Raw genomic sequence first — 17361 nt, 5'->3', positions numbered from 1 at the left:
AAAGATCGCGAGGCAAGCTCGCTCCTACAGGCCAGGCATTACCCTTTTAAACGGATTCTGTTATGCGCCTGTTTCATACCTCCGACTGGCACCTGGGGCAAAACCTCCATGGCCAGGAACGTGACTTCGAACACGCTTGCTTCCTGAGCTGGCTGCTCACCCAACTGGCCACCGAACAACCCGACGTGCTGCTGATTGCCGGCGATATATTCGACACGGTCAACCCGCCAGTCAAAGCCCAGGAACGGCTCTACGACTTCATCGTCAGCGCTCACGAGCAGCAACCCAAGCTGACCATCGTGATGATCGCCGGCAACCACGACTCCGGCTCACGCATCGAATTGCCCGCACCGCTGATGCGCCGTTTGCACACTCATGCACTGGGCCGAGTCATGTGGCTCGATGATGGCCAGTTGGATGCCGAACGCCTGTTGATACCGTTGCCCGATGCGTCCGGCGAGGTCGCTGCATGGTGCCTGGCGCTGCCCTTCCTGCGGCCTGCCGAAGTCACTGGCGCGCACTTGGGGGATGACTACCTGCGCGGCATTGGCCAGGTTCACGAATGGCTCATCGAAGCCGCCAACGCCAAGCGCAAACCTGGGCAGGCGCTGATTGCCATCAGCCATGCACACATGGCTGGCGGTTCGGTGTCGGAAGACTCGGAACGCAGCCTGATTATCGGCAACGCTGAAGCCCTGCCCGCCAGCCTGTTTGGCCCCAGCATCAGCTATGTCGCGCTGGGCCATCTGCACAAGCCACAACGGGTGAACAGTGAAGACCGAATCCGCTATAGCGGCTCGCCTATTCCCTTGTCGTTTTCAGAAATCGGCTATCAGCACCAGATTCTCGACGTCACCCTGGACGGCGAAACCCTGGTCAAGGTCGAGACGCGCCTGATCCCCCGGGCCGTGAACCTGCAACGCATCGGCCCTGCGCCACTGGCTGAGATACTCAGCCAACTGGCCGAATTGCCCGACATTGACTTGCTGGCCGACACCCAGCGTCAGCCCTGGCTCGAAGTGCGGGTCACGCTCGACGAGCCGCAGCCCGACTTGCGCCAACAAATCGAAACCGCGCTGCAAGGCAAGGCCGTGCGTTTAGTGCGCATTGCCGCCGAATACGCAGGCAGCGGCAGTCGCTCGGGGAATGACGACACCACGCAGTTGATCGAGCTCGACCAACTGACCCCGCACGAACTGTTCAGCCGTGCCTGGCAAGACAGTTATGGCAGCGAGGCAGACGAGCAGACCCTCAAGGACTTTGCCGTGCTGCTGCAAGAAGTTCAGCTGGAAGGTGAACAGCCATGAAAATTCTCGCCATCCGCCTGAAAAACCTCGCCTCGCTGGCGGGGCCGTTTGAGTTGGACTTTACGGCCGAACCCTTGGCCAGTGCCGGGCTGTTTGCGATCACAGGCCCCACCGGCGCCGGCAAAAGCACCTTGCTCGACGCCCTGTGCCTGGCCCTGTTTGGTGCCGTGCCGCGCTTGAACAACACTGGCCGGGATGCCAAAGTCCCGGATGCCGACGGCGAGATTGCCACCGGCGACCCACGGACCCTGCTGCGCCGAGGCACCGGCGAAGGCTATGCCGAAGTCGATTTCATGGGCATCGATGGCCGTCGTTATCGAGCGCGCTGGGAGGCCAATCGCGCCCGTGAAAAGGCCAATGGCAAGCTGCAAGCCAGCCGCCAAAGCCTGCGCGACCTGGACAGCGACCAACTGCTGGCCAGCCAGAAAAGCGATTACAAAGTGCAGCTGGAATCACGTCTGGGGCTCAATTTCGAGCAATTCACCCGCGCCGTGATGCTGGCCCAGAGCGAGTTCAGCGCCTTCCTTAAAGCCGACGACAACGAACGCAGCGAACTGCTCGAAAAGCTCACTGACACTGCGCTGTACACCCGTCTGGGCAAGCGTGCGTTCGACAAGGCCAAAGAGGCCCGTGACGTGCACAAGCACTTGCAGGATCAGGCGGTCGGCGTTACCCCGATGGCGCCAGAAGCCCGCGCCGAACTGGACCAACGCTTCAACGACGCGCAACAGCTACTCAAAACCCGGCAGAGCCAGCTCAAGCAGCTCGAACAGCAACACACCTGGCTCAAAACCCTGGGTGAACTGCAAGAGCAGCAACAGAGCGCTGCCGAACAATTGCAGCAGGCGCACACCCTGTGGGAGGGTCAAACCGAGCAACGCCAGACCCTGGAATTGCTGGAACAACTCGCCCCTCAACGTCATCAATTCGCCCGTTTGGCCGAGCTGGACGCACAACTGAGCCCGCTGGCCGAGCACATCGCTGCGCATCTGCAACAACAGACTGAACGTGGTCACGATCAAACCCGGCTTGAGCAAACACTTCAAGACGCGCAACAGGCTGCCAGCCGCGCACAGTCCGAACACCGCGAAGCCGCGCCGCACTTGCAAAAAGCGCATTTAGAACACGCCAACTTCAGCCGCCTGACACAAACACTCAATGCGCAACAGACGCTGATGCAGCAGGCTGAAGTGGCCTGCGCCGACGGGCAAAAGGCCCTGGACGCGTTGCTTGAACGCCAGCAGCACAGCACTGAACGCCTGGCGCTGATTGCCGCGCAACTCGAACAAAGCACTGCGCTGGCGCCGCTGGCCAGTGCCTGGGACGGCCATCGTCGCGGGCTGCAACAACTGGTGCGCCTGAGCAACACCCTCAGCAAAGGCCGCGAAGAACTGCCAGCGCTTGAGCAACGCGCCAGTGAAGCGGTCCTACAACTCAACGCGCTGAACAGCAGCCTGGAGATACTGTTTCAGGAAGCCCGCGCCGAACCGCATGCCATCAACGAGCAAATCCAGACCTTGGGCAGCCTGCTGGCTGAAAATCGCCAGCAACAGCGTGCTTTTGAAGACTTGCAGCGCCTGTGCAGCAGCCAGTTAGCCCTGGAAGCACGCTTGCAGGCGGTGCAGCTAAAGTTGCAAACCCTGCAAACCGAGCGCGAACACCTGATCGAGCAAGGCACCCAGACCAGAAAACAGTTTGAGGCCGCTGAACAGGCACTCCAGGTAACGCAGCAACTGCTTGAGCGCCAGCGATTGGCGCGCAGCGCCAGTGTCGAAGAATTGCGCGCGCACCTGCAAGACGACCAGCCTTGCCCGGTCTGCGGCAGCCATGAACACCCGTATCACCAGCCAGAAGCGCTGTTGCAGAGCCTGTCGCGTTTTGATGAGCAAGAAGAAGCCAATGCCCGCGAGGCCGTGGACGCTCTCAAAGAAACGCTGATTCAGTTGCGTGAGAAAGTCGGTGGCGTGAACGCTCAGCATCGCGAGCTTTTGCAACAGCACCAGCAGATCATCGAAGAACAGCAGGCCCTGGCCCCAAGCCTGGAAGCGCACTCGCTGTACACGCAATGGCAGGCACAAGACCCGGCCAAGCGTGAAGCATGGCTGACGCTGCGCCTGAGTCAGCTGCACCACAGCATCACCCAAGACGAGGCGCGTCAAAACACCCTGCTCAGCCTGCAAAAAGAAGCCGCGACGTTGCAGCAGCAACTTCAGCGTTGCAGCGAAGCCAGCCAACTCGCCAAACAGCAATTGAGCGACCAGCAACAGCACCTCAACGCTGACAGCGCGCGCTTTGAGGATGAGCTGGCCGGGTTTGCCAACGTGCTGCCCGAGTCCACAGTGGCGGCATTGCGCGATAACGCTGCTGCCGCCTTCATGGCCCTTGATCAGCAGGTGACGCAGCGCCTGGAGCAACTCGATCAGCAACGTGACGAACTGTCCGAACAGGCTGAGCGGACCAGTCGGATCGAGCGCGAACAGTATCAACACGCCAGCCACGCCAAAGAACTCGAGACCTTGCAACGCAGCGTGGCCGAGTTGCTCGAACAGCAACACGCCAGCCAGCAGAACCTCAAGGACCTGTTGGGCGAACACAGCAGTGTCGAGCACTGGCAGCAACAACTTGAACAAGCGGTTGAGCAGGCCCGCAGTACTCAGACCCACGCCAGCGAAGCCTTGCAAGCCACGGCCAAACAGTTGGTCCAACTGGCGGCCGAACTCAAGGCCCAGCAGGCGCGCCTGCAGGCGCTGCAACAGGAACACGACACGTTAAGCGCGCAGGTTGCGCAATGGCGTGCGCAACACACGGCACTCGACAACGCCCGCCTGCAACAGTTACTGGCCTTCGACGACACGCACCTGCGTGAACTGCGCCGGCAACTGCAAGCCAGCGAAAAGGCCGTGGAGCAAGCGCGCGTCCTGCTGCACGAGCGCGAGCAACGCTTAAGCCAGCATCAGGCCCAGGCCAATGGCAACCTCGATGCGCCAGCGCTCGATAACGCACTCAATGAACTGAATGCATTGCTGGCGGCCAGCGATCAACAACTGGCCGAACTGCGCGCCCAACAGACCGAAGACCAGCGACGCCAAGAGGCCAATCAGGCCTTGGCGCAACTCATCGCCCACGCCTATGACGAGTGGCAGCGCTGGGCACGCCTCAACGCCCTGATCGGATCAGCAACGGGCGACACCTTCCGCAAGATCGCTCAGGCCTACAACCTCGATTTGCTGGTGCACCACGCCAACGCCCAGTTACGGCAACTGGTGAAACGCTACCGCCTCAAACGCGGCGGCAGCATGCTCGGGTTGCTGGTGATGGACACCGAAATGGGCGACGAACTGCGCTCGGTGCATTCGTTGTCCGGCGGCGAAACCTTCCTGGTGTCGCTGGCACTGGCGCTGGGCCTGGCCTCTATGGCATCGAGCACGCTGAAAATCGAGTCGCTGTTTATCGACGAAGGCTTCGGCAGCCTCGACCCCGAGTCGCTGCAATTAGCCATGGATGCACTCGATGGCTTGCAAGCCCAGGGGCGCAAAGTCGGGGTGATTTCCCACGTGCAGGAAATGCACGAGCGCATACCGGTGCAAATCCAGGTCCGCCGCCAGGGCAATGGCTTGAGCACCGTGGAGGTCAAATGACCGCACACGTGCTGTATTCCTTTCGCCGCTGCCCGTATGCCATGCGTGCGCGTATGGCTTTACGTTACAGCGGCGTGCCGTTGTCGATTGTAGAAGTCAGCCTCAAAGCCAAGCCCGCCGACATGCTGGCCCTGTCGCCCAAAGGCACGGTGCCGGTGCTGGCCTGTGCCGATGGCCGGGTGATCGAACAGAGCCTGGAAATCATGCACTGGGCCTTGGCCCAGAACGACCCGGACAGTTGGCTTGGAGCGGACAGTGCAGCGCTGATTGAAGAAAATGATCAGGTCTTCAAGGTCAATCTGGATCATTACAAATATGCGATTCGCTACCCGGAGCAGCCCATGGCGCATTACCGGGCGCAAGGCGAGCAGTTTTTGCAGCGTTTGGAAGATTTGCTCGAACAGACGCCGTACTTGGCAGGCGCCACCCTAAGCCTGGCGGACGTGGCACTGGCGCCGTTTGTACGCCAGTTCGCCCACGTAGACCGTGAGTGGTTCGAGCAGGCGCCCTACCCGCGCTTGAACGCCTGGCTGCACAGGTTTTTGGCGTCTGCACTGCTCAACTCAGTGATGGCTAAAACCTGACTGTCCAAATACAACCTGTGGCAGCGGGTGCTTGTACAGCCAATGGCTAGTCCTTGCCCCGCAGCATGCTCTCCAGCACACCATCGCGCCTTACCCAACCATGGAACAGCGCCGCCGCCAGATGCAGCAGCACGGTAAAAAACAGCAGATACGCCAAGTACGTATGGGCCTTGCGCAAAAAGGCAAAGGTCGTGGGGTTAGCTGGCAAAATCGAGGGCAGTTGCAAGGAGCTGCTCAGCATTACCGGATCGCCCGCCGCCGAGATCATCGCCCAGCCCACAATCGGCAAGCTGAACATCAACGTGTAGAGCAACACATGGGACAGCTTGGCGGCCAGCACTTGCACAGCAGGCAAGTCGGCGGGTAGCAGCGGTTGCCGAGTCGAGAAGCGCACAAACAGGCGCACAACCACCAACAGCAAAATGGCGATGCCCAAGGGTTTGTGAAGTTTGAGCAGCCATTCATGACGCTCAGAGACGGACGCCGCCATGCCCGCGCCAATAAACAGCATGGCGATGATCATCAACGCCATCAGCCAGTGCAGCAGGCGTGCCACGGGCGCGAAATGCGAGGTGGGTGTGTTCATGGACGTTTCTCCTGAGAGAGCTGGTCAACTTCACTGGTTCGGCGCAGATAGGAACTGGCATACGCGGCTGAGCGCGCGGCGAGCAAGGGGTCTGCCGAGCCTTCAATGCCACTGGGTAAAATCAGCGGGTCATAGTTGATGTCGCGGCACTCGCCATTGTTTTGCGGCTCTGCGCTTTGCAGTACTAAAGTCCCGGCATTGACCACCTTGCGCTCGGCTGGCCAGGGTTTGCTCGCATCATTAACGGGGTCACCCGCTTCGGCCAATGTCAGGTTGAACTGCCATTTCAAAGGTCCGACCGACAAGCGTTGCGCCAGGTCTTTTTCCAGATAATCCGCTTCGTTGGGCGCACTCGCGCCTGGAGCGTCCTGACCTTCAGGCACCACGCCCCAGCGCACAGCCTGACGCTGCCCGGCCGCATTCACCAGATAGAAGGCATTGATCCCGTTGTACGTTTCGGTGGCGAAACTGGCAGACGGCCTGGCTGTTTTGACCCACTGCAAAAAGGGCGCTGTTTCCGGGTGGGCAGCAAAGAACGCGGGCATGGCATCGGGCTTGGGCTTGCCGGTGGCAGAGTCCGGGGCACCGGCTTGCAACATGGCATAGAACGCCTCGGGCGTGCCCACCGGGAATACCGGCATGCTGTTCATCCCGGTCCGCCATTGCTGGCCATTGGCCTCGGTGAAACGCAATGCCAGACTGCGAATCGGCACGCTGCTGTCAGGTGCGTAAGGGTTGCCGCTGGGCAAGGCAAAACGCCCGACTACCGGCGTGCGTCCTGACTGAAACACTTGCGCACTGGAGAGCATCTGCGCATTGCCAGTGCTCTCGAAATAGCCGATCACGCACATGCCCTTGGCGTGGTTGCGTCGATACCCCGGATGCACACCGTTGTTGTGCTCCAAGGCATTCACCAGGGTTTTAGGCCGTAGTCGCTGAGCGTCCAGGGTGCCATTGACGTAAAAAAACGTGCCCGCGATGGCCGCCACCACTGCCCCGATAGCCGCCAGGCGCAGCACTGTACTGGCCGGGCTCAACCCAGGTTTGACGGGCCGCGCAGGCGGCAATTGATCTACCATGTAAGAACTCCGAGGCCACGGGGCCATCAGGTGGATGGCCTATGAGACGCAGGCCAATCAGGCTTATTCCCGCAGCGTCGCAACTATTTTTAAGAAATTTATTTTCACGCGACGGGAATAACCCTTGAGCCTAGTCGTCTTCATGGTTCCAACCCGATTAACAGACCCATGCCGTGCAGGTCCCCATGCCCCCATTTGACGAGCAACTGCGCGAACTCATGCCGCGCCTCAGGCGCTTTGCGCTGTCGTTGACGCGTCACTCCAGTAATGCCGACGATCTGGTGCAAGCCTGCCTGGAGCGAGCGCTTGGCAGTGTGGACAGCAAACGCCCTGAAGGGGATTTGCGGGCGTGGCTGTTTACCATCCTGTATCGACAATTTGTCGACAACCATCGGCGCACTCGACGCTACGCCCGCATGCTCGAATTATTTACCGGCCGCGACGACACTCAACCCTCCACCGAACGCACGGTCATCGCACAATCGACGCTGCAAGCGTTCGATCAATTGAGCACCGAACAGCGCGCCCTGTTGCTATGGGTATCGGTGGAAGGTTTGAGCTACCAGCAAGTCGCGGACATTCTTGAGGTGCCGATTGGCACGGTAATGTCACGCCTGTCACGCGCACGCCAGGCGTTGCGCCTACTCAGCGAAGGCGAAATCACCCGCCCTGTTTTGCGGAGACTTAAATGATCACCACCCCACCCAGTGAGCGTGACTTGCATGCTTACGTTGATCACGCACTTAGCGAGCCGGAGCGTCAGCAGGTCGAGCTGTACCTAGAGGCCCACCCCGACGTCGCAGCCAACGTCCACGCCTGGCAGCAAGACGCTCAAAACCTGCGCACGGCGTTGCAGCAGACCTTGCTGCAACCGGCCAACCCGGCGCTTGATCCTGCGGCCATTCGCCAGCGTCAGCGTCGGCAGTCAGCGCGCCACTGGGCAACGGCTGCGGTACTGTTGATTGCAGTGAGCGTGGGTGGCTTGGGCGGCTGGCAGGCCAGACAGATGACATTGAGCCCCAGCCTATTACCCATGACCGATGCACTGGCCGCACACCGCATGTTTGCTGAGCAAGGTTTTCTGCCCGCCGACTATAAAGTTGAGCAGAGCAGCGACATGCAAACCTGGATGGACCGCTACTTCAGCCACGCCGAGCGCTTGCCAGACTTGAGTTCATCGGGATTTAAACCGGTCAGTTGCCGTTTGCTCACCACCGATCAGGGCGGCGCAGCCATGGTGCTGTACGAAAATACGCAGGGGCAGCACATCAGCTTTTACATTCGTCCGCCTGGGCCACAGAACACCTTGCTGCCTCGGGGAAGTCGACGCGATGGCGATTTACAGGCCGATTACTGGTCAGGCCCCGGCTACAACTACGCCATGGTAGGACCGGCACAAGGCTCGACCGCGCAGTTGTTGAATACCGTGAAATTTTAGGCGGGTGCACATAATCCCTGCAGGAGCGAGCTTGCCTCGCGGTCTTTTGATCGTTTAAAAGATCGCGAGGCAAGCTCGCTCCTACAGAGTTCCAAGATGTTCAGGACTGAGTTTTGTGTTCCAGAGCGGCATAGAAGTTAGCGCTTTGTTGCAGGTATTTTTGGGTATAGGCCGTGGATTTCTTGTCGCTGACCACGGTATTGGCGCTGGCTGGCAGGGCCACAGTGGCGGAGATGGCAGAAGCAGCGATGACGGAGAAAAGATTGAAGTTCATTGCGATAACCCTCGACGACTCAGTGAGCTTGCTTGCCTGTTCAGGCCGTGGAGCAAACTTAACGCCAAGGGCCATCACGCAGAAATTCATTGCAGCACTAACAGGTATCAGCGCGATTGATACAGCCAGGGCCGGCTGATGACTTTAACGCCTGAAGGCGCGTCCATCGCCAGCTTTTCCAGGGTTTGTCCCTGCTTGCCGGTGCTCGGTTGATAACGAAGAGCAGATTGGTGCCACCCGTTGCATTACATGCTTACACACTAAGTACGCGATTAAACTTCTCCGGTCTTTAATCGAACTACCCTTGGCGTTACTACACATAAAACCAACGACACAAGGACTCGTCATGAATGCAATAAAAGGACAAGGATTGTCCAGGCTTGGAGTTTCGATAACGTTAAGTGCGGCACTGCTGTACAGCCAGGGGGCCATGGCTAACACTGCCGAAACGCTCTTGCATCGTATTGAACCGCAACAGTTGGCATTAATGGTGGGCGCGGAATATGCGAGCGTCGCAGAGTTGACAGAAAACATGGATCGAGCAAATTTCAGCTCCGTATTATTGGTCAAGTACTTGCTCAATCGTATTCATGCGCTGGATAAAAATGGCCCCGTTATTAATGCAATTATTGAACTCAACCCACAAGCATTGGACATTGCAGCTGAAAGAGATCAAGAACGCCGCCAGGGGACACTTCGCGGACCTTTGCATGGGATTCCCGTTCTCATCAAGGACAATATTCAGACCGCAGATAACATGCAGACCAGCGCCGGTTCTCTGGCGCTGGTAGGTCAGCCCGCCGCTCAGGATGCATTTATCATTCAACAATTACGTGAGGCGGGAGCGGTCATTTTGGGTAAAACCAACATGACCGAGTTGGCAGGCTTTCGTGACCCCGATGTCCCAAGCGGCTGGAGCGCACGAGGTGGGCAAACTAAAAATCCTCATAAATTATCAGCAGACCCTTGTGGCTCCAGTACCGGCTCTGCCGCCGCTGCCGCGGCGGGGTTCGCACCCTTGACTGTGGGCACGGAGACCAATGGCTCCATTCATTGCCCCTCATTCATGAATGGCGTTGTGGGCTTAAAGCCGAGCCTTGGTCTTTTAAGCAGAACCGGCATGATCGTTGTGTCGCGAAATCAGGACACCCCAGGGCCGATTACACGCACGGTACGGGACGCTGCCCTACTCCTCAACGCCATGACGGGAAATGATTCGACTGATACCGTACAGCGCACTCACGCAGGCGTACCAACTGATTACACCGCCTTACTCAATACTGCAGAGTTGAACGGTAAACGAATCGGCTATCCCAGCCGCTACGCACCTGGAAACTCGGAAACAGATCTTGATCTCAATTTCTTACAGGCATTAGTAATAATGGCTAATGCTGGAGCAACACTTATCCCCGTAGAAGAACCCAGCTATGAGAATTCGAACTACATGGAGCGCTATCAAGAGTTTTTGTTCATGGATTTGAACCGCGAAGCACCAGGCTGGTTTAGTTCCCGACAGCAGATGCCTGTCAACTCTATGGAAGCATTCATCAACTTCAATCAACACACACCTGGTGTGCCAGAATATGGGCAAAGTTCTGTATTGTCTTTTATGAACACACCCTACAACGAAACCCAGTACAACGAACTTTGGACACTGCTTAATACCCGCAGTCGTCAGGCAATTGATAGCGTGTTGAGCGAACATGCCCTGGATGCACTGATTGATAGTTCTGAAGGTTTTGCCTCAACTATTGTTCCGGTAGCAGGTTATCCGGGCATAACAGTTCCTTCAGGCATTGATGACCATGGCACGTTGAAAGGGCTGTATTTTTATGGGCCACGCTGGAGCGAAGCAAACTTGCTAGGGCTTGCTTACAGTTACGAACAAGCCACCCAAGCACGGTTAAATCCTGCTTTTGCACCTTGATCGCCCTGCGCATCCAACAGGTCATGCTATTCAAGCCTGTGTTTTATGGCCTAACGCAGGTTAGACAAGGCGAAAACAGGCGAGGAAGCGGAATTTACGGGGTGTAAATCAGCATTCCGAGCCTGTTTTCAACGCCGCATAACCAAGCGCAGATACATGTTGTACAGAGCCTAAGGTCTATTGCTCGTATCGATACACAGTTATGGGCGGTTGATGAACTTCACGTCAGACGGTGCATCCATCGGCAAGGTTTGCAGCGTCTTGCCCAGCTTGCCGGTTTCAGCATCGCGTTCGATCACCACAATAGCGTTGCTCATCTGGTTGGCCACCAGCAGGAACTTGCCATTGGGGCTCAAGGTAAACTCGCGCGGGTGATCGCCCTCGACCGAACGACGCTGGACTTCAGTCAGTTCGCCCGTCACCGGGTCAATGGCAAACACCAACAGTTCGTTGGCCTTGCCACGGTTGCTGACGTACAGGAACTTGCCATCGGCACTGGCGTGCAAAGCGCCGGCAGCCCGTTTTTCCTGTGGCTGGCCGTGGGCCAGTTCAACAGCTTGACGCTGTTTGAGTTGTCCGTTCGCGTAATCGAACACAAATACCTGAGCACTCATTTCAGTGGTCAGGTAAGCGTGCTTGCCATCCTTGGAGAACAGTAAATGCCGAGGACCGCTGCCCGCTGGTAATTCAACCGCAGGTGGCTTGGCGGCCACCAAAGGATGCTCAGGGTTGGCCTGCGGGTCGTACTGATAAACAAAAATCTTGTCTGCACCCAGATCGTTGGCAAACACGAACTTGCCATCCGGAGACGACACCACGGAGTGCACATGGGCCGACATCTGGCGCTCAGGATTGACCCGGCTGGCCTGATGGCTGCTCATCTGGGTCACAGGCTGCAACTGGCCCTGGTCATTGATCGGCAAAACCGCCAGGCTGCCGCCCGGATCTTCATGCACGCCGTAATTGGCCACGAACAGGTAACGCTCATCGGCACTCAGGCTTGAGTGCGTTGGCTCTTCGCCCAAGGACTTGACCTGATTGATCAAGGTCAACTGGTTGGTTTTCGGGTCAATCGCCAGGCTGCTGACACGGCCCACCCCATCGGCCTGCCCCTTGCCGTTTTCATTGACCACAAACAGGCGTTGCTGGTCTTTGGACAGGGTCAGCCATGAGGGGTTGGCCGCTTTAAACACTTGCAAGGGCTCAGGGGTGATGCGTCCGGTCTCGCTGTTGAATTGCAGGCGGTAGATACCCTGACTTTTACCTTGGGTATAAGAACCGACCAGCAGCTCCACTTCGTTCTCGGACGCAGCTTGCGCCGACATTGCACCGACACTCGATGCAAGCAGCAAAGGCAACCATTTAAGCTTCATCAGCCACCTCGGACTCATCGTCATCATCATTTGCGCGAAAGGCACTGAGGCAGACTAGACGGTGTTCGCCTGAATCACCGCTTAATGTCCAGCTTTGCAAGCCATCGTTAAAAACGGCCGCGTCTACTTGCGCGCCGGTGAAGGTCCAGCTTTTTTTATCTCGACCATCCATGACTTGAATGACCAGCTCCTTCCCCTCGCTAATGGAGAATTCAAAGGCATGCAAACCGTCGATTTCCAGCATGTCGCTGGTTTCAACGGCTGCGCGCAAGGTCTGGGTTGATTCGCTCATTAATGATTCACCTGTTGGAAAGGCGCAATGATAGGTCAAATCAGCCCGCTAACCTATGCGCGCTCCAAGGTTCACTCCTCCAAAGGCATAAAACGGGCAGTGATCATGCTTTCGCTGATTTTGCCGTAATACACCTCCGGTACCTTTTCACCCGGTTTGGCTTTGGCCTCCAGACTTTGCTTGCTCTCTCTGCGCTGTTCCTTGAGTTTGAAGTGCGCAGCCGTTGGTGCATGACTGGCGGAGGTCAGGTCTGGGTAGTGAAAATGGGCATACCACAGCACTTGATTGCTCTTGTTGAGCACCTGGTACTCCTGAACGTAATCGTTTCGGGGCCCAAACATCTTGAGTCGTTGACCTAATTTGACCAGATGCACTTCACCTTGCTCCAGCAAGGCCTCAACGGACGCAGTGCTGGGCGGTAGCGACTTGAGCAACCAGACGCCATGATCACGCAACCTTTTGGCCCCTTCACGTAATTGCCTGAGCATCGACTGCGGGCTATTGGGCTTGGGTTTTTCCTGATCAGGCTCTGCTGGGAGGTCACGCTGAATGACCCGCACCAGACCCTCCAGTTCCTGAGCATCACGATCAAGGATTTCCTGAAGATGCACAGGATTTTTTGAGTGTTTGACGTAGCCATCAACAATGCCAATTTTGGTCCTTGCCCTGGTCATTAGCGTCCTGAACCGGGTGCGAATAGCGCCGAGCGTTTGCGCCATGGCTGGCGCAACGGGGGGCTCGATCGCCTCCCAGCGATTGGGGGACGACTCGCGGAAGGCTAACTTTGGTCGACCCGCTAACGGGCCGCTCGACCTGTTTTGAGGGTCATCCGAAACAGGATCCCCCACTTCAACCACCTCGGTATCATGCTCGGAGGTCCTGGCCACACCAATCAAAATGCCGTGTTTATGGGTTCTGATGATCTTCGAGGTCTGTTGCCCGGCGCGAGAGGGCCCCGGCTGGGCAGGCAACCACTCATTCTCGCGGCGTAACTCCTCGGCCAATTGTTCTTCAACCTTCAGGCTGAGCCCTTTAATGATGTCCAATAACCGGTTGTAGTCCGCCCGGTGGAGTTGATCAGCCACTTCAAGGTGCAGCACTTCCAGCCCGTCATACGCCCGCGCATAGCGTTCCTGAATATCCTCCATGATCTCCACGCGCTCACTGTGGCTAAACAATTGCGATGTCGCCAGATGCGCTTGTGATTGAAGGGTGTAGGTCAACGGCCAAACGATTTCGATCAGCTCATGCCACTCACGGCCAAATGGCACGGTAGGAACGATGTCCGCCAGGGTTACCAGATGCGAGGACAGAAAATCCAGCTCCGTCACGTGGCGCGATTGGCCTTGAGTCATCGCGATGGTGGGCAGAATTTTCTCTCGTTCTTTGGCCATTCCCGGGCCGACCCGAGGAGAGTCGCGCAGTGCCTTGAATCGCCGCATCACCTCGCGAAAGTCTTCCAGATGCAGATGCTGAGCGTTGTAGAGCTCACGGCGCATGCTGATAAAACCATCGACCTCTTCAGGGGCCAATGTCTTGTGGGTGGCTTCTATAAACTGCGGATGCAACTCAATAAATAGCGTCACAAAAACGTGCTGCGAGTAAAGGATGTCTTTAGACAGGTTAAGCAATGACAGATTGAAATGAGCGTCCTTCTTGAAATCCATCGTTTGCGGGGCTAACGCGTGACGCTCCTTGAAGTTCGCGTGTTCAACAATAAAAGTGTTTTTAGCCTCGGTGGCCCGTCTTCTCAGGTGTTTAATCCGCACGACCTTTTCAAGGTAAGTGAGCGACTCAGCCGCTTGCCCCTTGTAAACATCTTCGACCCGCTGCAGTGCCTCATTCAATTCGATGCCCAACTCATCCGCCCAGACATTCATGGCGCGGAATCGCACATTCAGCTCATCGACCCGCGCCTTGCGGGCAGCAGCCCGGGCCATGGACTCTTGGCGCTTTTGCGGGCCACCGCCGAGCAGGCGCATGCGCAGGTCGAAATCCCAGGCACCGTTCCCGTCAGTGCGCAGCCAAGGCCCCGTTTCAAGGGGGTTCTTAGGGCTGACGACCACGACACCCTCGTCCTCCAGCGAGACTTCATAGCTAAAGCCACGAACCAGTGCGTGCCATTTACGCTCGATGACATACAACCCTTTGTATTGCCCGCTCGCCACAGGTTGGTGCTGCTCAGGGTATAGACCGCGGTTCAGGTCCAGCCAGGTCAACTGGGTCTGATTGAACTCGAACATCGGCGTGTTGAACCAGGCGTAATCCAGGTGAGTACGCCGATTGCCAACAGGCACATCCGAAAAATACACCTGACCTTGTTCGACCTTGACCGGTGCAGGCTCGCCCCCCTTTTCAACGACAGGCTGCACCGCCGCTACCTCATCCTGCGGTTGCAGAGCCTCTTCCCACTCCTCAACCACAGGCAACGGCGGCTGCCCAGCAGGTGCCTCATCCACATTCGTGTCTTCAACGACAACAGCAGGCGGCCCCTCAAGCTCGCCACCGACTTCGGGCACAGCACCTCCCGGACGCTGCGCCACGTGCAGCAATACCAGAGCAATGTTGAACAGCAAATCGATCACGGCGGGGGCTTTGGACCGTTCATCGTCACTGTTCAGTGCGCTGATGTCCTGCTTCAGCGCCGAGACGGTCAGTAGCAGCCACCCCACCACTGCCACTGGGCCGCGCAGCAGGGGCGCAAAGGTGTTGAGCAGTAACCATCCGCCTTCCTTGAAGGTGGCCCAACGGCTTTCTGCGTTGGACACTGATTGGCGGTCCGCCAGTTCAACCAGCGCCATGGCACTGTCACGAAACAGACCGTGAACAAAGCGACTGCTCATCCCTCGCAGATAGAAAAACGTCGATGCCTCAACGTGTGGATGCGCCGGATCCAGCACGCCTGCGGCATGCGTAGCCCGGGACGCGTCGGGCAACCAGTGCAGCACACTGTCGCGCAGCGCACCTCGCTTGGCCATGGCCGCCAGCAGCGCCTGCGCCGAGGGGTATTCGATCAATACGTTTTGCAGCAGCGGCCGATAGAGCAAGCAACGACCAAAAGGGTCATCGGCGATACCAATGATGTACATGGCGCGGACAAAATCCGGAGCAGCTCCGGGCACGCTCAGCATGCCCAGCGGGCAAATAGTGACCTGGCGCCCCTCCATCACTCTGGCGCCGGCTTCGTATTGCATCAGGGCCGCAACACAGCGATAGCCCCACGCGGTGACCGTGCCCTGCCCTTTCAACACGCTTTCCAGAGCCTGCATGGGCAGTGCAACCCGCAGTTGGTCGCTATACAAGGCCTCACGACGCGCGGCTTCAGCCAGGTCATCCATCAACAGGCGCTTGATCAGCGTCGGGTAAGTGCCGCCGATATCGACCCGGCTGATCAACGATTTGACGTAGGCAGGCGTCATCCACCAACCCTGAATCAATTGATTGTGTTTGTGCCTGATGGTCATGTGCCCACTGGGCATGGCAATCAGGTTTTGCACCGCCAAGTTGGTCAGACTGTAAGTGACGGACTCCGTCAGGCCGGCAGTCCCCAGCGGCCCCGAGGCCACGATAAAGTCGAGTTCAATATCATCGGGGTTGTACCCCGGTGCCAGCGGCTGGTCTTCGAGCATTTGCTGGTGCAACACTTGCGACGCATAGCGGTGCAGGTCCGGGATACCTTCGTCAAACACACGACCTTTGGCTTTGCGGGTGACATCGGCCAGATCGATCATGTGCGATCGATAGGCAAAACGGTCAGCGTCACTGGCGTTTTGCAACCACTCGGGCAGCGCACGGTAGACCCGAGCCAGCGCCGGTGAGGGCTCCTCGTCCTCCCAGGAGCCGATCGCAACCGGATCGGTAATCTGCTGCAATCGACGTTCCAACTGTTCAACACTGCGAGGAACCAGAGCGTTGGTATCAAGGGCGGCGATAGTGCCCAGTTGCGTGTCGAGCACAATCATCGCCTGGGTCTGCAAAAAATCGCCGTCCGCTTCGTAGCGCCGCCAGGTGAGTGATTCGACGGGGTACTCGCTGCTTAAACGTCTGCCCAACTGGCGCCCATACGCGCTCAACGTCGCGAAAGACTCAATCTGCCCTGAAGGCTTGCACACCAGCAGTTGCTCGCGGCCCTCAACCGCATAAACCACCAGAAGGTCCGCCAACAGGTGCTCGACACTGTGCGTCCCCAGGTTGAATTGCACCTGATTGAAATACACATGCGGGCGAGTCGGGCTGTCTAGTGCACGCAAACGATCGGTCAGCACGGGGTATTTAAGGATTTGGCGCAGCACATCGACCTGGTCCTCATTGAGCTCGGGAGAGGTATTGGCCGACACCAGCAAGGTCTTGGCGAAGAACCTGCCCAGCCAGTGCTGACGACTCCGATAGCCTTCTACAGGTGCGTTCCAGTAATCGACCAACGCCTCTTGATACCCCCGCACCCAGTCACGCAGCACCTGGCGGATTGACTGCTCAACGGTCGTCATCGGCAAAAAGGCGTGGGCGTGGTCGGGTGCAGCAGCCCCGTCAGGCTGTTGCGTCAAATAGCACTGTTGCAGCTCGTAAAAGGTGTAATTGACCGGAGTGCCGAGGGCAATGTGTTCAAGTACGGCGTCAAGCAACGACTGCTGGCGCACGACCTGTAGCGCCTGCTCTGCGTCATCGACGGTCCAGTTCACTTTCAAGTGATCGAGATTGATCGCCGTAGCAGGCGGGCTGAACTGCTTTTTCAGGGTATTGACCAGCAGATCGCTCACCACCCTGCGCAAGGTGGGCCGATCAGAGAACTGACGGATCATGGCGTCCGTCAGCAAGCGGCTGCGACTCAAAACCAGCGTGGCATCGGTGTGGGTAGTCATGGGG

12 protein-coding genes are annotated in these 17361 nt (G+C 57.8%); 6 read left to right on the top strand and 6 right to left on the bottom strand.

The window, feature by feature from the left end:
• Positions 1-62 precede the first annotated feature (62 nt).
• The 3 genes from RHM56_RS11495 to RHM56_RS11485 are packed head-to-tail and all read left to right on the top strand — an operon-like array spanning position 63 to position 5529.
• Positions 63-1307 carry an exonuclease SbcCD subunit D C-terminal domain-containing protein gene (locus RHM56_RS11495; protein ID WP_322241317.1) on the top strand — a complete coding sequence of 415 codons (1245 nt, stop codon included), beginning with the start codon at positions 63-65 and terminating at the stop codon, positions 1305-1307.
• Positions 1304-4945 (top strand): AAA family ATPase, encoded by a 3642-nt coding sequence (locus RHM56_RS11490; protein WP_322241315.1) that lies wholly within the window; start codon positions 1304-1306, stop codon positions 4943-4945. Before RHM56_RS11495 ends, RHM56_RS11490 begins: the two co-directional genes overlap by 4 nt.
• A complete protein-coding gene (locus RHM56_RS11485; protein ID WP_322241314.1) occupies positions 4942-5529 on the top strand; it encodes a glutathione S-transferase in 588 nt (195 codons plus the stop codon). The genes RHM56_RS11490 and RHM56_RS11485 overlap by 4 nt, the downstream gene beginning before the upstream one ends.
• 46 nt (positions 5530-5575) lie before the next feature.
• Here RHM56_RS11485 and RHM56_RS11480 read toward each other — a convergent pair whose 3' ends face one another.
• Positions 5576-6115, bottom strand: coding sequence for a cytochrome b (locus RHM56_RS11480; RefSeq protein WP_322241312.1), 540 nt, complete (start codon positions 6113-6115; stop codon positions 5576-5578).
• Complete coding sequence (locus RHM56_RS11475) at positions 6112-7194, bottom strand: catalase family peroxidase (protein ID WP_322241310.1); 1083 nt, start codon at positions 7192-7194, stop codon at positions 6112-6114. Before RHM56_RS11475 ends, RHM56_RS11480 begins: the two co-directional genes overlap by 4 nt.
• A 185-nt stretch (positions 7195-7379) precedes the next feature.
• On the opposite strand from RHM56_RS11475, the gene RHM56_RS11470 reads away from it, so the two are divergent.
• Together RHM56_RS11470 and RHM56_RS11465 are read left to right on the top strand one after the other, a co-directional pair.
• Positions 7380-7886, top strand: a complete 507-nt coding sequence (locus RHM56_RS11470; protein ID WP_322241309.1) for a sigma-70 family RNA polymerase sigma factor — start codon at positions 7380-7382, stop codon at positions 7884-7886.
• Positions 7883-8632, top strand: coding sequence for an anti-sigma factor (locus tag RHM56_RS11465; RefSeq protein ID WP_322241308.1), 750 nt, complete (start codon positions 7883-7885; stop codon positions 8630-8632). The genes RHM56_RS11470 and RHM56_RS11465 overlap by 4 nt, the downstream gene beginning before the upstream one ends.
• A 100-nt stretch (positions 8633-8732) precedes the next feature.
• Here RHM56_RS11465 and RHM56_RS11460 read toward each other — a convergent pair whose 3' ends face one another.
• Positions 8733-8906: a hypothetical protein gene (locus RHM56_RS11460; RefSeq protein WP_322241306.1), complete on the bottom strand. Its 174-nt coding sequence runs from the start codon at positions 8904-8906 to the stop codon at positions 8733-8735.
• Between the two features lie 346 nt (positions 8907-9252).
• On the opposite strand from RHM56_RS11460, the gene RHM56_RS11455 reads away from it, so the two are divergent.
• A complete protein-coding gene (locus RHM56_RS11455) occupies positions 9253-10833 on the top strand; it encodes an amidase family protein (protein ID WP_322241305.1) in 1581 nt (526 codons plus the stop codon).
• Positions 10834-11033: 200 nt separating this feature from the next.
• Here the strand turns inward: RHM56_RS11455 and RHM56_RS11450 are convergent, their stop codons facing one another.
• The 3 genes from RHM56_RS11450 to RHM56_RS11440 all read right to left on the bottom strand — a co-directional run bounded on the left by RHM56_RS11450 (position 11034) and on the right by RHM56_RS11440 (position 17357).
• Positions 11034-12206 carry a lactonase family protein gene (locus RHM56_RS11450; RefSeq protein ID WP_322241304.1) on the bottom strand — a complete coding sequence of 391 codons (1173 nt, stop codon included), beginning with the start codon at positions 12204-12206 and terminating at the stop codon, positions 11034-11036.
• Entirely contained in the window at positions 12196-12498 is a 303-nt protein-coding gene (locus tag RHM56_RS11445) for a DUF5629 family protein (protein WP_322241302.1), read from the bottom strand. The genes RHM56_RS11450 and RHM56_RS11445 overlap by 11 nt, the downstream gene beginning before the upstream one ends.
• A gap of 71 nt (positions 12499-12569) precedes the next feature.
• Positions 12570-17357, bottom strand: coding sequence for a dermonecrotic toxin domain-containing protein (locus tag RHM56_RS11440; RefSeq protein ID WP_322241301.1), 4788 nt, complete (start codon positions 17355-17357; stop codon positions 12570-12572).
• Positions 17358-17361: the final 4 nt, after the last annotated feature.

It is taken from the genome of Pseudomonas sp. CCC3.1 (assembly GCF_034347405.1).
GTDB lineage: Bacteria > Pseudomonadota > Gammaproteobacteria > Pseudomonadales > Pseudomonadaceae > Aquipseudomonas.
Note: the sequence above shows the minus strand (reverse complement) of the source record. Positions and strands in the feature narration are given on the sequence as shown.

Coding starts and splice junctions, on each gene's coding strand:
- RHM56_RS11485 (WP_322241314.1), top strand. CDS start 4,942: ATGACCGCACACGTGCTGTATTCCTTTCGCCGCTGCCCGTATGCCATG.
- RHM56_RS11490 (WP_322241315.1), top strand. CDS start 1,304: ATGAAAATTCTCGCCATCCGCCTGAAAAACCTCGCCTCGCTGGCGGGG.
- RHM56_RS11440 (WP_322241301.1), bottom strand. CDS start 17,357: ATGACTACCCACACCGATGCCACGCTGGTTTTGAGTCGCAGCCGCTTG.
- RHM56_RS11470 (WP_322241309.1), top strand. CDS start 7,380: ATGCCCCCATTTGACGAGCAACTGCGCGAACTCATGCCGCGCCTCAGG.
- RHM56_RS11465 (WP_322241308.1), top strand. CDS start 7,883: ATGATCACCACCCCACCCAGTGAGCGTGACTTGCATGCTTACGTTGAT.
- RHM56_RS11480 (WP_322241312.1), bottom strand. CDS start 6,115: ATGAACACACCCACCTCGCATTTCGCGCCCGTGGCACGCCTGCTGCAC.
- RHM56_RS11455 (WP_322241305.1), top strand. CDS start 9,253: ATGAATGCAATAAAAGGACAAGGATTGTCCAGGCTTGGAGTTTCGATA.
- RHM56_RS11460 (WP_322241306.1), bottom strand. CDS start 8,906: ATGAACTTCAATCTTTTCTCCGTCATCGCTGCTTCTGCCATCTCCGCC.
- RHM56_RS11445 (WP_322241302.1), bottom strand. CDS start 12,498: ATGAGCGAATCAACCCAGACCTTGCGCGCAGCCGTTGAAACCAGCGAC.
- RHM56_RS11475 (WP_322241310.1), bottom strand. CDS start 7,194: ATGGTAGATCAATTGCCGCCTGCGCGGCCCGTCAAACCTGGGTTGAGC.
- RHM56_RS11450 (WP_322241304.1), bottom strand. CDS start 12,206: ATGAAGCTTAAATGGTTGCCTTTGCTGCTTGCATCGAGTGTCGGTGCA.
- RHM56_RS11495 (WP_322241317.1), top strand. CDS start 63: ATGCGCCTGTTTCATACCTCCGACTGGCACCTGGGGCAAAACCTCCAT.